The following is a 15,669-nucleotide window of genomic DNA, read 5'->3' as shown; positions in this document are numbered from 1 at the left end:
TTGCTACGTTCAAATTTTTCCTTAGCCATGAACTAATTCCTTTACATATAAAGATCGATTAAAGAACAATGGCCATCTGAAAATTTATTTTCAGTTTCAGACGGCCTTTTCTGATTAGCCTTTGCGGGCTTCAGTTACAGCAGCAGCTACGTGAGCAGGAGCTTCAGCATATTTTTTGAACTCCATGGAGTAAGTAGCGCGACCTTGGGTTGCAGAACGCAGGTCGGTAGAATAACCGAACATTTCTGCCAGAGGTACTTCGGCACGGACTTTTTTACCGCCGATACCGTCATCATCCATACCCAATACAACGCCACGACGACGGTTCAAATCGCCCATTACGTCACCCATGTATTCTTCAGGGGTTTCCACTTCAACTGCCATGATCGGCTCAAGCAGAGCAGGATTGGCTTTACGCATACCTTCTTTGAAGGCTTGAGAAGCAGCCAATTCGAAGGCCAGTTGAGAGGAGTCAACGTCGTGTGAAGAACCGAAGATCAAACGTACGCGTACGTCAACTACTGGATAGCCTGCAACGATACCGTTAGGCAGGGTATCGCGGATACCTTTATCGACAGACGGAATGAATTCACGAGGAATCACACCACCTTTAATTTCGTCGATAAATTCGTAGCCTGCACCACCCGGCTCCATAGGTTCCATTTTGATCACAACGTGACCGTATTGACCTTTACCACCAGATTGTTTGGCGTGTTTGTATTCGGCTTCGACTTCTTTGCGAATGGTTTCGCGGTAAGCCACTTGAGGCGCACCGATGTTCGCTTCCACACCGAATTCGCGTTTCATACGGTCAACAATAATTTCCAAGTGCAGCTCACCCATACCGGAAATAATGGTTTGACCGGATTCTTCGTCCGTACGAACACGGAAAGAAGGGTCTTCTTTAGCCAGACGGTTCAGGGCAATACCCATTTTCTCTTGGTCGGCTTTGGTTTTTGGCTCAACAGCAATATGGATTACCGGCTCAGGGAATTCCATGCGTTCCAAGATGATTGGTGCGTTTTCAGCACACAGGGTTTCACCAGTGGTAACGTCTTTCAGACCGATTGCAGCTGCAATATCACCAGCGCGTACTTCTTCGATTTCAGTACGGTCTGCGGCAGTCATTTGCACCAGACGACCGATACGTTCACGAGTGCCTTTTACAGAGTTCAATACGGTATCACCGGACTTCACGACACCAGAGTAAACGCGGATGAAAGTCAGCTGACCAACGTATTTGTCGTTCAACATTTTGAACGCCAATGCAGAGAATTTCTCTTCATCGCTGGCTTGACGGCTGTCGGCTTCTTCAGTGTTAGGATTAACACCTTGAACCGGAGGAATATCGGTAGGAGCTGGCAGCAATTCTACAACTGCGTCCAACATACGTTGAACACCTTTGTTTTTAAATGCAGAACCACACAACATAGGTTGGATTTCGCCTGCCAGAGTACGTTGACGCAATCCGCCTACGATTTCTTCTTCAGTCAGCTCGTCGCCGCCCAAGTATTTATCCATCAATTCTTCGCTGGCTTCTGCTGCAGCTTCAATCATGTTTTGACGCCATTCTTCAGCAGTTTCAACCAACTCAGCAGGAATATCGCCATAGGTAAAGGTTGTACCTTTATCAGCTTCGTTCCAGATGATAGATTTCATTTTCAGCAGGTCAACAACGCCACTGAAGCTGTCTTCTGCGCCAACCGGAATTACGATAGGCACAGGGTTTGCGCGCAAACGGGTTTTCATTTGCTCAACAACGCGGAAGAAGTTGGCACCTTGACGGTCCATTTTATTTACAAACGCCAAGCGTGGCACTTGGTATTTGTTGGCTTGACGCCATACGGTTTCAGATTGTGGCTGAACACCGCCCACCGCACAGTAAACCATTACTGCACCATCCAATACACGCATAGAGCGCTCCACCTCTACGGTAAAGTCAACGTGTCCCGGGGTGTCGATGATGTTAAAACGGTGTTCGGGGAATTGTTTCGCCATACCGGACCAGTAGGAAGTTACGGCAGCAGAGGTAATGGTAATACCACGCTCTTGCTCTTGTTCCATGTAGTCGGTAGTAGCCGCACCGTCATGCACCTCGCCCAATTTGTGGGTCAAACCGGTATAGAACAAAATACGTTCTGTAGTAGTGGTTTTACCCGCGTCGATATGGGCGGAAATACCGATGTTGCGGTACAGGCTGATCGGGGTCTTACGAGCCATTTTATTAGCCTTTCAAAATTAGAAACGGAAGTGAGAGAATGCTTTGTTGGCTTCAGCCATGCGGTGTACTTCTTCACGTTTTTTCAACGCACCGCCGCGACCTTCGGACGCATCAATCAACTCGCCTGCCAAACGCAGGTCCATGGATTTCTCACCACGTTTGCGGGCCGCATCGCGAACCCAGCGCATTGCAAGAGCCAAACGGCGTGAAGGACGAACCTCAACAGGAACTTGGTAGTTTGCACCACCTACACGGCGGCTTTTCACTTCCACGATAGGTTTGGCGTTTGCAATGGCTTCGTTGAATACTTCGATTGCTGCTTTGCCGGTTTTTTTCTCGATTTGTTCCAGTGCACCGTAAACGATACGTTCTGCAACAGATTTTTTACCGTCAATCATCAATACGTTCATGAATTTAGTCAGCTCAACGCTGCCGAATTTAGGATCTGGCAGTACGTCACGCTTAGGGACTTCTCTACGTCTTGGCATTTTAATTTCCTTTAATCTATTCAGTTGGGTCAATTCCCATGAATACCAAATTGAGTATTCACTTACTCGGCCGTTGTTCAGCTTAGGCGGCCGACGTGCCTATTTGAGTCCCGATAATTATTTAGGACGCTTAGCACCGTATTTAGAACGGGCTTGCTTACGGTCTTTAACACCTGCAGTATCCAAAGAACCGCGTACAGTGTGGTAACGTACACCTGGCAAGTCTTTTACACGACCGCCGCGAATCAATACGACGCTGTGCTCTTGCAGGTTGTGGCCTTCACCACCGATGTATGAAATGACTTCAAAACCATTGGTCAGGCGAACTTTACATACTTTACGCAATGCAGAGTTAGGTTTTTTAGGGGTAGTTGTGTATACACGGGTGCACACGCCACGTTTTTGCGGGCAAGCTTCCAGCGCAGGCACTTTGTTTACGTACACAGGCTTTTGACGGCCTTTGCGTACCAATTGGTTAATAGTTGGCATATTTTCTCGTCCTGTTGAGTTAAATACTTGCCGACACCATGTCGACAAGATTGGAATTATATTTTTATTGCAAGGGTTTAGTCAAGCAAATGACTGATAAAGTTTGGTGTTTTCCAATTTATGTCTAAATTTTGGAAACAAAGGCCGTCTGAAACATTCAGACGGCCTTTGTCATTTTAAATAAGTCTGCAATTTAGCTCTCTACTTATTTTCTCCATTGCTTTCCTTATTTATTCAGACGGCCTTAAACTCCACTCTCTTTTAAGTCTTCTAAAAAATAAAACCGCAAGACTGGCTTGCGGTTTTATTTTCACAATAATCCCGAGAGATTATTCGTTTGAAGCTTCGGTTTCAGAAATTTCTTGATCAGCTTGCTGCCATTGTTGGTGGCGGCTGCGGTGGTAGGTCAAACCTGTACCGGCAGGAATCAAACGACCGACAATCACGTTCTCTTTCAAACCGCGCAGCTCGTCTTGTTTGCCCATAATAGCGGCCTCTGTCAAGACGCGGGTTGTTTCTTGGAACGATGCCGCAGAAATGAAGCTGTCTGTAGACAAAGAGGCTTTGGTAATACCCAGCAACACGTTTTCGTAACGTGCCGGCTCTTTGTCTTCAGCCATGGCTTTTTCATTGGCAAGCATCACATCGCCACGCTCAACTTGCTCACCAGTAATGAACTCTGTATCACCTGAATCAACAATGTTCACTCGACGCAGCATTTGACGGATGATGACTTCGATGTGTTTATCGGAAATCTTCACACCTTGCAGGCGGTAAACCTCTTGTACCTCTTGAACAATGTAGCGGGCCAATGCTTCGATACCTTGCAGACGCAGAATGTCGTGTGGGTCTACGGCACCGTCTACGATGGTTTCACCGCGGTTTACCACTTGACCATCGTGTACCAGAATCTGTTTCTCTTTAGAAATCAGGGTTTCGTATGCTACACCGTCTACGTCGGTAATAATCAGGCGCTGTTTACCTTTGGTTTCTTTACCGAAGGAAACGGTACCGGTAATTTCTGCCAACATACCTGCATCTTTCGGCACGCGTGCTTCAAACAATTCGGCTACGCGTGGAAGACCACCGGTAATATCGCGGGTTTTAGAAGACGCTTGTGGAATACGCGCCAATACATTACCCTTACCGACTTCCTGACCTTCACGGATGGTAATCACCGCACCGACCGGGAATGCCATAGAAACAGGGGTAGTGGTACCTGGGATGCAAATTTCCAGACCGTTTTCATCCAACAGTTTAACAGTCGGACGTAACAGTTTAGAAGCACTAGAGGAACGACGTTTACCGTCAATCACTACCAGAGTAGACAAACCAGTTACATCATCCGTTTGTTTCGCAACGGTAACACCCTCTTCCACGTTTTCGAATTTCACCATACCTGCGTGTTCGGTGATCATCGGACGGGTATGCGGATCCCAAGTTGCCAAGGTTTGACCGGCTTTAATGGCTTCGCCGTCTTGTACCAGCAGGATTGCACCGTAAGGTACTTTGTGACGTTCACGTTCGCGACCGATATCGTCATGAATCACTACTTCACAAGAACGGCCGATGACAACCAACTCGCCTTTGTTGTTGGCAACGTAACGCATTTGGCTGCTGAAACGCGCTGTACCGTTGGATTTGGCTTCTACTTGGCTGGCTGCCGCCGCACGAGATGCCGCACCACCGATGTGGAACGTACGCATGGTCAGCTGAGTACCTGGCTCACCAATGGATTGTGCAGCAATCACACCAACTGCCTCACCGGCATTAACCAGTTTACCGCGTGCCAAATCGCGACCATAGCAGTGTGCACACAGGCCATGACGGGTTTTACAAGTAATCGGCGTACGGACTTTGACTTCATCGACACCGGATTGGTCGATCATATCTACCAGTTTCTCGGTCAACAACGTACCGGCTTCAACCAAAGTCTCTCCAGTCGAAGGATCGACAACATCAGAAGCAGTAACGCGGCCCAAAATACGCTCACGCAAAGCTTCAATTACGTCACCGCCTTGTACCACTGCCTTCATCACAAAGCCGTCTGAAGTACCGCAATCGTCTTCAACAACCACCAAGTCTTGGGTTACGTCTACCAAACGACGGGTCAGGTAACCGGAGTTTGCAGTTTTCAATGCGGTATCCGCCAAACCCTTACGCGCACCGTGGGTCGCAATAAAGTATTGCAATACGGTCAGGCCTTCGCGGAAGTTAGAGGTAATAGGCGTTTCAATAATGGAGCCGTCAGGTTTCGCCATCAAACCACGCATACCGGACAACTGTTTAATCTGAGCTGCAGAACCACGGGCACCAGAGTCAGCCATCATGTAAATAGAGTTGAAGGACTCTTGATCAACTTCGTTGCCGTCACGGTCGATGACTTTTTGTTTGGACAGGTTGTCCATCATCGCTTTAGCGATCTTATCGCCGGCACGACCCCAAATATCGACCACTTTGTTGTAACGTTCGCCGTTGGTTACCAAACCTTGACGGTATTGGTCTTCGATTTCTTTAACTTCAGCATTAGCCTCAGCCAGCAAGGCTGCTTTTTCTTTCGGAATTTCCATATCGTCAACCGCAATGGAAATACCGCCTTTTGCCGCAAAACCGAAACCGGTATACATCAGGTGGTCGGCGAAAATAACTGTTTCACGCAGGCCGCACAGACGGAATGATGCGTTAATCAGTTTAGAAATTTCTTTTTTCTTCAGCGCTTTGTTGATGTACTCGAATGGTAGGCCTTTAGGCAAGATTTCGCTCAACAATGCACGGCCGACGGTTGTTTCGTAACGGTTAACGACAGGCTCAAACTCACCTGCTTCGTTTTTCACCCATTCACGCAGACGTACGGTAATTTTCGTACCCAGCTCAACCTGTTTGGTATGGTATGCACGATGCACTTCTTTCACATCGGCAAACAGGCTGCCTTCGCCTTTGGCATTGATACGGTCGCGGGTCATGTAGTACAGACCCAATACAATATCTTGAGAAGGTACGATGATTGGTTCGCCGTTGGCTGGAGACAATACGTTGTTTGAAGCCAGCATCAGGGTGCGCGCTTCCATTTGCGCTTCCAAACTCAATGGAACGTGTACAGCCATTTGGTCACCGTCAAAGTCGGCGTTAAATGCGGCACACACCAATGGGTGCAACTGAATTGCTTTACCTTCGATCAGGATAGGTTCGAACGCTTGAATACCTAAACGGTGCAGGGTTGGCGCACGGTTCAGCATAATCGGATGTTCGCGGATGACTTCTTCCAAGATATCCCATACTTCAGGTACTTCTTGTTCTACCAATTTTTTTGCAGCTTTAACGGTAGAAGCCAAGCCTTGTTTTTCCAATTTGTGGAAAATGAATGGTTTGAACAGTTCCAAAGCCATTTTTTTCGGCAAACCGCATTGGTGCAGACGCAGGTATGGGCCTACGGTAATCACGGAACGACCGGAGTAGTCCACACGTTTACCCAGCAGGTTTTGACGGAAGCGACCGCCTTTACCTTTAATCATATCTGCCAATGATTTCAGCGGACGTTTGTTGGCGCCGGTCATGGCTTTACCGCGACGGCCGTTATCCAACAGAGAGTCAACTGCTTCTTGCAACATACGTTTTTCGTTACGAACGATGATGTCAGGCGCATGCAGTTCCAACAGACGTTTCAAACGGTTGTTACGGTTGATAACGCGGCGGTACAAATCGTTCAAATCGGAAGTGGCAAAACGACCGCCATCCAATGGAACCAACGGACGTAAATCAGGAGGCAATACCGGCAGCACGTCCATAATCATCCATTCCAGTTTCATACCGGAACGGTGGAAGGCTTCCAATACTTTCAAACGTTTGGCGATTTTTTTGATTTTGGTGTCAGAACCGGTAGATTCCAGCTCTTGACGCAGGATTTCGATTTCACCGGTAATATCCAAGGTACGCAACAATTCGCGGATACCTTCTGCACCCATTTTGGCATCGAAGTCGTCGCCGTATTCGTCCAGCTTGTTGTAGTAATCGTCTTCAGTCAGCAATTGACGACGTTGCAACGGAGTCATGCCGGGATCGGTTACCACAAATGCTTCAAAGTACAATACGCGTTCGATATCGCGCAAAGTCATGTCCAATACCATACCCAAGCGGGAAGGCAGGGATTTCAAGAACCAAATGTGGGCAACAGGTGCAGCCAATTCAATGTGGCCCATGCGTTCGCGGCGTACTTTAGACAAGGTCACTTCTACGCCACATTTTTCACAGGTTACGCCTTTAAATTTCAAGCGTTTGTATTTACCGCACAAACATTCATAGTCTTTGACCGGGCCAAAGATTTTGGCGCAGAACAAACCGTCGCGCTCAGGTTTGAACGTACGGTAGTTGATGGTTTCAGGTTTTTTAACTTCGCCATAAGACCATGAGCGGATGGTTTCGGGAGAGGCAATACCGATTTTGATGGCATCAAACTCTTCTTCCATGCCGGCAGTTTGCAACGGATTAAATAAGTTCAACAAATTCATTTTTGCTCCTTGAAAGAAGTATTTTTACCGCATGGCGGATTTTCGATATTGGGAAACGGTACTTTCGATTTCAGACGGCCTAAATGCCGATTGCTTCATTCTTATTCTGAAACCGTTTTTTCAGACGACCTTGAATGGCCGTCTGAAAACTTCTGTTTAGTAGCGTTCCAAATCGATATCCAAGCCCAGTGAGCGAATCTCTTTAACCAATACGTTGAAGGATTCAGGCATACCGGCATCGATTTTGTGTTCGCCTTTGACGATGTTTTCGTACATTTTGGTACGGCCGTTCACGTCGTCAGACTTCACAGTCAGCATCTCTTGTAGCGTGTATGCCGCGCCGTATGCTTCCAATGCCCAAACCTCCATCTCACCGAAACGTTGGCCACCGAACTGAGCTTTACCGCCCAGAGGCTGCTGGGTAACCAGACTGTATGGACCGGTAGAACGGGCGTGCATTTTTTCGTCAACCAAGTGGTGCAGTTTCAGATAGTGCATCACACCGACTGTAACCTTGCGGTCAAATGCTTCACCTGAACGGCCGTCATACAGCGTGATTTGAGTTTTACTGTCATTGAAGCCCAGTTTCTCAACCTCAGGATCTTCGCTTGGGTAAGCCAAGTTCAACATTTCGCGGATTTCAGACTCTTTCGCACCGTCGAATACAGGAGAAGCGAAAGATGCACCTTTACGCAGGTTGGAAGCCAACTCGATGATTTCTTCATCTGTCAGGCTGTCCAAATCTTCTTTCTTGCCGCTACCGTTGTAGAGCTTGTTCAAGAATTCACGCAGCTCGCTGGCTTTGCGTTGCTCTTTCAGCATGCGGTCGATGCGTTCGCCGATACCTTTTGCCGCCCAACCCAAGTGAACTTCCAAAATCTGACCGATGTTCATACGGGAAGGTACGCCCAATGGGTTCAGTACGATGTCTACCGGACGGCCGTCAGCCATATAAGGCATGTCTTCCACCGGCAGAATGCGTGATACCACACCTTTGTTACCGTGGCGACCCGCCATTTTGTCACCGGCTTGCAGACGGCGTTTGATGGCGATAAATACTTTTACCATTTTTTGTACGCCCGGTTGCAGCTCGTCGCCTTGGGTCAGTTTTTTCTTTTTGATCTCATACAACTCATCCGCTTCTTCGCGTTTTTGTTGCAGGCTCAATTTAATCAGTTCCAACTGTTTGGCCAAATCTTCATCAGCCAGACGGATGTCAAACCAATCATGTTTGCTGGACAGGCTTGCCAAATATTCGGTAGTAATTTCGCTGCCTTTAGCCAGCTTCATCGGACCACCATTGGCTTTTTGACCCACAATCATACGTTCGATACGGTCGAATGCATCATTATCGAAAATACGCAATTGATCGCCCAAATCTTGACGGTAACGTTTCAATTCAGAATCAATAATGGATTGAGCACGTTTGTCGCGTTGGATACCTTCACGAGTGAAGACTTGAACGTCGATAACGGTACCGCTCATGCCGGTAGGCATACGCAATGAAGTATCTTTTACGTCAGACGCTTTTTCACCGAAGATGGCACGCAGCAGTTTTTCTTCAGGAGTCAGTTGGGTTTCGCCTTTAGGTGTTACTTTACCTACCAAGACATCACCGGCTTCTACTTCTGCACCGATATATACGATACCGGATTCATCCAAACGGTTTTGCATACGTTCGGACAAGTTCGGAATATCGCGGGTAATATCTTCCGCACCCAGTTTAGTATCACGTGCAACAACGTTCAATTCTTCAATGTGAATCGAAGTGTAACGATCGTCCGCAGCCACTTTTTCTGAAATCAGAATCGAGTCTTCATAGTTGTAACCGTTCCATGGCATGAAGGCGATGGTCATGTTTTGACCCAAAGCTAACTCGCCCAAGTCGGTAGATGCACCGTCGGCTACCAAGTCACCACGTTGCAACACATCGCCTGCTTTTACAGCCGGACGTTGGTTGATGTTGGTAGATTGGTTGGAACGGGTAAATTTAACCAAGTTGTAAATATCGACACCCACTTCACCGGCAGTCGCTTCATCATCATGAACACGAACCACAACGCGGTTGGCGTCTACATACTCAACCACACCACCACGGCGGGCAACGATTGCAGTTGCAGAGTCAACGGCAACAGAGCGCTCGATACCGGTACCAACCATCGGTTTCTCAGGACGCAGGCACGGTACGGCCTGACGTTGCATGTTGGCACCCATCAATGCACGGTTCGCGTCATCATGTTCCAAGAATGGAATCAGAGATGCTGCAACGGATACCACTTGACCGGTTGCCACGTCCATATATTGAACACGGTCAGGCGTTGCCATAATGGTTTCGCCTTTTTCACGACAAGTAACCAAGTCGCCAATCAAATTACCGTCTTTGTCCAAATCAGCATTCGCCTGTGCAATCACATAGCGGCCTTCTTCAATGGCAGACAAGTAATCGATTTCCTCAGTTACTTTGCCGTCGATAACGCGGCGGTAAGGAGTTTCCAAGAAACCATAATCATTGGTACGCGCATAAACGGACAATGAGTTGATCAAACCAATGTTTGGACCTTCAGGTGTTTCAATAGGACATACACGGCCATAGTGGGTCGGATGTACGTCTCGCACCTCAAAGCCCGCACGTTCGCGAGTCAAACCACCAGGGCCCAATGCAGATACACGGCGTTTATGGGTTACTTCAGACAATGGGTTAGTCTGATCCATAAATTGGCTCAATTGGCTGGAGCCAAAGAATTCTTTAATCGCGGCAGAAACAGGTTTTGCATTGATCAAGTCATGCGGCATCAAGTTCTCAGATTCTGCTTGGTTCAAACGCTCTTTAACTGCACGTTCCACGCGAGCCAAACCGCTGCGGAATTGGTTTTCAGTCAACTCACCTACCGAACGCACACGACGGTTGCCCAAGTGGTCAATATCGTCCACTTCGCCATGACCGTTACGTAATTCAACCAAAGTAGCAATTGAGGCAACAATATCTTCGACGCTCAGAACATAACCGCCTTTTTCGGCGGCGCCTGCGGAAGTTTCATTCAACAAACGACCATACCAAGACTGCTGTTGTACTTCAGACAATTTTTGTTCATAAGTCCGCGTATTGAATTTCATACGGCCTACGCGAGACAAATCGTAACTGTCTTCACTGAAGAACAAGCGGTTAAACAATTGCTCGACTGCCTCTTCGGTAGGCGGTTCGCCCGGGCGCATCATGCGGTAAATCGCAACACGTGCTGCTTGCTGATCAGCAGTCTCATCAGTACGCAGAGTGCTGGAGATGTAGCCGCCTTGATCCAATTCATTGATATAAAGGGTCGTAATTTCTTTTACGCCATGGATATCAAGCTTGGCCAACAGTTCTTCTGTAATTTCATCGTTAGCAGAAGCCAATACTTCGCCGGTTTCCGGATCAATCAGGTCAGCAGCCAATGCTTTGCCTATCAGGCTTTCTGGCTCCACATCCAAACGAGTCAAGCCTGCATTGGTAATATCACGGATATTTTTCGCAGTAATGCGTTTACCTTTAGCAACCAGTACATTGCCTTCTTTATCCAAGATATCAACTTTGGCAGTTTCACCTTTCAGACGGCCTGCAATCAGATCAGTTTGAACACCGTTTGAAGACAAATAGAAAGTTTCTTTGTCGTAGAAAATATCCAAGATTTGCTCATTATTGTAGCCCAAAGCTTTCAACAAAATCGTAACTGGCATTTTACGGCGACGGTCGATACGGAAATACAACAAATCTTTTGGATCAAATTCAAAATCCAACCATGAACCACGGTAAGGAATAATACGAGCAGAGAACAACAGCTTACCGGAAGAATGTGTTTTACCACGGTCATGCTCAAAGAACACGCCTGGAGAACGGTGCAGCTGGGAAACAATCACACGCTCAGTACCATTGATGACAAAAGAGCCACTTGGCGTCATCAATGGGATTTCACCCATATACACTTCGTTTTCACGAACTTCTTTTACAGTCGGCTTAGATGCTTCTTTATCCAAAATCACTAAACGGATACGGGCACGCAATGGAGCCGCGTAAGTAATGCCGCGCAATTGACATTCAGGAATATCGAATAAAGGCTCGCCCAATGTGTAATGCACAAACTCCAAGCGCGCATAACCGTTATGACTCACAATCGGGAAAATAGAATTAAATGCTGCTTGCAGACCATCATCAGTGCGTTGGTCAAAAGCATTTTCCAGCTGCAAAAATTTCGCATAAGAATCAATTTGGGTTGCCAGCAGGAAAGGAACATCTAAGACATTCTCTCGCTTTGCAAAACTCTTACGGATACGTTTTTTCTCGGTAAACGAATAGCTCATATACACTCCGAAAAGCAATTTTAAATAATAGGCCGTCTGAAACAACGGCATGCATCAACCTGATATTTACATTTATTTGCAATGATTTTATAAAGATTATGCAAATAAATGTAAACAATGCCTGATGCTTATTTCAAGAAGCAAAATAAGGCTGGCAGAAAACTGCCAGCCTTCATAGGAAGCATCAAATTATTTGATTTCGACTTTAGCGCCGGCTTCTTCCAATTGTTTTTGGATGTCTTCAGCTTCAGCTTTAGAAACACCTTCTTTCAGAGTTTTAGGTGCACCGTCAACGATGTCTTTAGCTTCTTTCAGACCCAGGCCAGTGATAGCGCGGACAACTTTAATCACGCCAACTTTTTGATCACCGGCAGAAGCCAATACTACGTCGAATTCAGTTTTTTCTTCAGCAGCAGCCGCACCAGCACCTGCAGGGCCTGCAACTGCAACTGCAGCAGCAGAAACGCCAAATTTTTCTTCAAAAGCTTTAACCAGGTCGTTCAATTCCATTACGGTCAAAGAACCAACGGCTTCCAAAATGTCTTCTTTAGTAATAGCCATGCTATTTATACTCCAAATATTGTATTAAAAATAATTGATTAAATGAAACAAAATCGATTAAGCGGCTTCTTCGCCAGCTTTCTTCTCTGCCAAAGCAGCCAAACCACGTGCAAAGCCTGATACAGGAGCTTGCATAACGAACAACAGTTTGGACAACAGCTCTTCGCGGCTTGGAATAGAAGCCAACTCAGCAACCTGAGCAGGATTCATCACTTCGCCATTGTAAGAACCGGCTTTAACGATAATTTTGTCATCTTTTTTCGCGAATTGGTGCAGCACTTTAGCAGCAGCAACAGCATCTTCAGAAGCAGCGTAAACCAATGGACCAACCATTTGATCGGCCAAACCTGCGAATGAAGTACCCTCTACTGCGCGACGAGCCAGAGTATTTTTCAGAACGCGCAAGTAAACGCTTTCTTTACGTGCATTCGCACGAAGCTCAGTCATGCTGGAAACACTGATACCGCGATATTCAGCGACTACGAGAGTTTGAGCGTTAGCAATTGCTGCGCTAATTTCCTCTACGGCCACTTTCTTGGTTTCAATATTGAGACTCAAGGTCTACCTCCCACTGTTTATAAACAGGATACCGAAATGATATCCCACCAGCGCGGTAACCTAAAAAGACATCTTACAAGCAATCTTGCAATGTGTTTCAGGACTACCGTCTGCGTAGGGCAGTTACGATTAAATCTTACGATCCCTACGGTCTTGGACATCTACTTAATTTTAAGTAGCCCAAATTCAGGCAATCCAGAAAACCGGATCACCTGAAAATTTCTTAGTTATTCACGCTTGCAGTATCAACGCGAACACCCAAACCCATAGTGCTGGATACAGCAACTTTTTTCAGGTACTGACCTTTAGCAGCAGCAGGTTTAGCTTTAACGATAGCATCCAGCAACGCATTGAAGTTTTCTTTCAAGTCAGCTTCAGCGAAAGAAGCACGACCGATAGTTGCATGAACGATACCGGCTTTATCTGTACGGTATTGTACTTGACCTGCTTTTGCATTTTTAACTGCTTCAGCAACGTTAGGAGTAACAGTACCTACTTTAGGGTTTGGCATCAGACCACGAGGACCCAAGATGGTACCCAATTGACCAACGATACGCATTGCATCAGGAGAAGCAATAACAACGTCAAAGTTCAGGTTACCAGCTTTGATTTCAGCGGCCAGATCTTCAAAGCCGACAATATCTGCACCAGCTTCTTTAGCAGCATCTGCATTTGCACCTTGAGTAAACACAGCTACGCGAGTTGTTTTACCGGTACCTTTAGGCAGAACGACTGAACCACGAATAACTTGGTCAGATTTACGAGGATCAACGCCCAGATTGAAAGATACGTCAACAGACTCATCAAATTTAGCAGTAGCAGCTTTTTTAACCAAAGCAATTGCTTCATCGATTGCGTACAATTTGTTAGCTTCAACAGAAGAGCGCAGAGCTTTCAAGCGTTTAGATACTTTAGCCATTATACAACACCCTCCACATCCAAGCCCATTGAGCGAGCAGAGCCGGCGATAGTACGGACAGCAGCATCCAAGTCAGCAGCAGTCAAATCAGGCTCTTTAGTTTTAGCAATTTCTTCCAACTGAGCGCGGGTCAATTTACCCACTTTGTTAGTCAAAGGATTAGAACTACCTTTTTGCAGACCAGCAGCTTTTTTCAACAAGATAGAAGCTGGTGGAGTTTTCATCACAAAAGTGAATGATTTATCTGCAAATGCAGTGATCACGACTGGAATTGGCAACCCAGGTTCCATACCTTGGGTTGCAGCATTAAATGCTTTACAGAATTCCATGATGTTCAAACCACGTTGACCCAAAGCAGGACCAACTGGGGGAGATGGATTGGCTTTACCTGCAGGAATTTGCAGTTTGATGTAGCCGATAATTTTCTTTGCCATTTAAGGACTCCTAAAAACGGGTATAACGCGGAACCATTCCGCTTCCCAAACAGAATTTGCGATTATATCCGCTTTAAAAAAAAATTTCAAGCGAATTAAACCACTTAAATCTTTTCAACCTGACCGAACTCTAATTCAACCGGTGTTTCACGACCAAAAATCTGAACTGAAACACGCAATCTATTACGCTCGTAGTTAACTTCATCAACAATTCCATTGAAATCAGCAAATGGACCTTCATTCACACGAACCTGCTGACCAACCTCAAATTCAACTTTTGGTTTTGGCTTCTCAACACCTGTTTTGGCTTGTTGCAAAATAGCATCTGCATCTTTTTGAGAAATTGGGATTGGACGATTTCCGCTACCACCTACAAAACCATTTACTCGAGGGGTGCTCTTAACCAAGTGCCATGAATCATCGGTCATTTCCATTTCAACCAACACATAGCCTGGATAGAATTTACGCTCACTGATGGTTTTTCGGCCATTCTTGATATCTACCACTTCCTCTACAGGAACGAGAATCTGACCGAAATATTCTTCCATGTTTTCACGAGCAATGCGCTCTTTCAATGTTTTTTGAACATTTTTCTCGAAACCGGAATAGGCCTGTACCACATACCAACGCTTTGACATCTTTACCCTTTCCTATTTAATAAAACATCAAAAAACAACCATGAAATAATTGTATCTGCCGCATAAATGAAAGCTGCTAAAACTGCAACGAAGATAATCACGAATACAGTCATTTTGACCGCTTCATCGCGACTCGGCCAAACTACCTTCTTGAACTCAGTCCAAGAGCTCTTAAAATATGCAAACAGACCTTCTTTCTTTTTAGGAGCCGGCTTATTACTTACCACAACTTCCTTTTTCTGATGGTCTTCTTTGCGTCCAGACGGATGTTCTGTCATCTTTACTCACTTATCAATACCCCACCCGCCTTCATTTTAGATAGTGGCATTGATCCATTAATTAATTCCAAATAATCTTAAAACTTAAGTACAAAAAAATTAACCGGCACAAGGCCGGTTAATTTTTTATTTGGCAGGCCAAGAGGGTCTCGAACCCCCAACCCTCGGTTTTGGAGACCGATACTCTACCAATTGAGCTATTGGCCTCTAAACTTAAGCGATTACAGAAGAAACCACACCCGC

General features: G+C 46.2%; 11 protein-coding genes and 1 tRNA gene. All 12 read right to left on the bottom strand.

Features of this window, described 5'->3' with window-relative positions:
* Nucleotides 1-114: 114 nt before the first annotated feature.
* Entirely contained in the window at nt 115-2,220 is a 2,106-nt protein-coding gene (gene fusA, locus HMPREF3052_RS03260) for an elongation factor G (protein ID WP_070748497.1), read from the bottom strand.
* Between the two features lie 18 nt (nt 2,221-2,238).
* Complete coding sequence (rpsG, locus tag HMPREF3052_RS03255; protein ID WP_003745196.1) at nt 2,239-2,709, bottom strand: 30S ribosomal protein S7; 471 nt, start codon at nt 2,707-2,709, stop codon at nt 2,239-2,241.
* A 117-nt stretch (nt 2,710-2,826) separates the two neighbouring features.
* Nucleotides 2,827-3,198, bottom strand: a complete 372-nt coding sequence (gene rpsL / locus HMPREF3052_RS03250) for a 30S ribosomal protein S12 (RefSeq protein ID WP_002218431.1) — start codon at nt 3,196-3,198, stop codon at nt 2,827-2,829.
* A gap of 329 nt (nt 3,199-3,527) precedes the next feature.
* Nucleotides 3,528-7,703 carry a DNA-directed RNA polymerase subunit beta' gene (rpoC, locus tag HMPREF3052_RS03245; protein WP_070748495.1) on the bottom strand — a complete coding sequence of 1,392 codons (4,176 nt, stop codon included), beginning with the start codon at nt 7,701-7,703 and terminating at the stop codon, nt 3,528-3,530.
* A 156-nt stretch (nt 7,704-7,859) separates the two neighbouring features.
* Nucleotides 7,860-12,038: a DNA-directed RNA polymerase subunit beta gene (rpoB, locus tag HMPREF3052_RS03240; RefSeq protein ID WP_070748493.1), complete on the bottom strand. Its 4,179-nt coding sequence runs from the start codon at nt 12,036-12,038 to the stop codon at nt 7,860-7,862.
* 189 nt (nt 12,039-12,227) lie between these two features.
* On the bottom strand, nt 12,228-12,599 hold the full coding sequence (gene rplL, locus HMPREF3052_RS03235; RefSeq protein ID WP_003677916.1) for a 50S ribosomal protein L7/L12: 372 nt from the start codon (nt 12,597-12,599) through the stop codon (nt 12,228-12,230).
* Nucleotides 12,600-12,656: 57 nt separating this feature from the next.
* The gene (gene rplJ, locus HMPREF3052_RS03230; protein ID WP_070748491.1) at nt 12,657-13,157 is read right to left on the bottom strand and encodes a 50S ribosomal protein L10; all 501 of its coding nucleotides are present in this window, start codon (nt 13,155-13,157) and stop codon (nt 12,657-12,659) included.
* A gap of 223 nt (nt 13,158-13,380) precedes the next feature.
* Nucleotides 13,381-14,076, bottom strand: coding sequence for a 50S ribosomal protein L1 (rplA, locus tag HMPREF3052_RS03225; RefSeq protein WP_003677918.1), 696 nt, complete (start codon nt 14,074-14,076; stop codon nt 13,381-13,383).
* Entirely contained in the window at nt 14,076-14,510 is a 435-nt protein-coding gene (rplK, locus tag HMPREF3052_RS03220; protein WP_002220151.1) for a 50S ribosomal protein L11, read from the bottom strand. The genes rplA and rplK overlap by 1 nt, the downstream gene beginning before the upstream one ends.
* Before the next feature lie 104 nt (nt 14,511-14,614).
* Nucleotides 14,615-15,148, bottom strand: a complete 534-nt coding sequence (nusG, locus tag HMPREF3052_RS03215; protein WP_003680697.1) for a transcription termination/antitermination protein NusG — start codon at nt 15,146-15,148, stop codon at nt 14,615-14,617.
* A gap of 2 nt (nt 15,149-15,150) precedes the next feature.
* Nucleotides 15,151-15,426: a preprotein translocase subunit SecE gene (gene secE / locus HMPREF3052_RS03210; protein WP_003686268.1), complete on the bottom strand. Its 276-nt coding sequence runs from the start codon at nt 15,424-15,426 to the stop codon at nt 15,151-15,153.
* Between the two features lie 131 nt (nt 15,427-15,557).
* Nucleotides 15,558-15,633 (bottom strand) — tRNA-Trp (locus HMPREF3052_RS03205).
* Between the last annotated feature and the right edge of the window lie 36 nt (nt 15,634-15,669).

This window comes from Neisseria sp. HMSC056A03 (genome assembly GCF_001815685.1).
In the GTDB taxonomy this organism is placed as follows: Bacteria; Pseudomonadota; Gammaproteobacteria; order Burkholderiales; family Neisseriaceae; genus Neisseria; species Neisseria subflava.
This window is presented reverse-complemented; position numbering and strand designations above follow the sequence as displayed.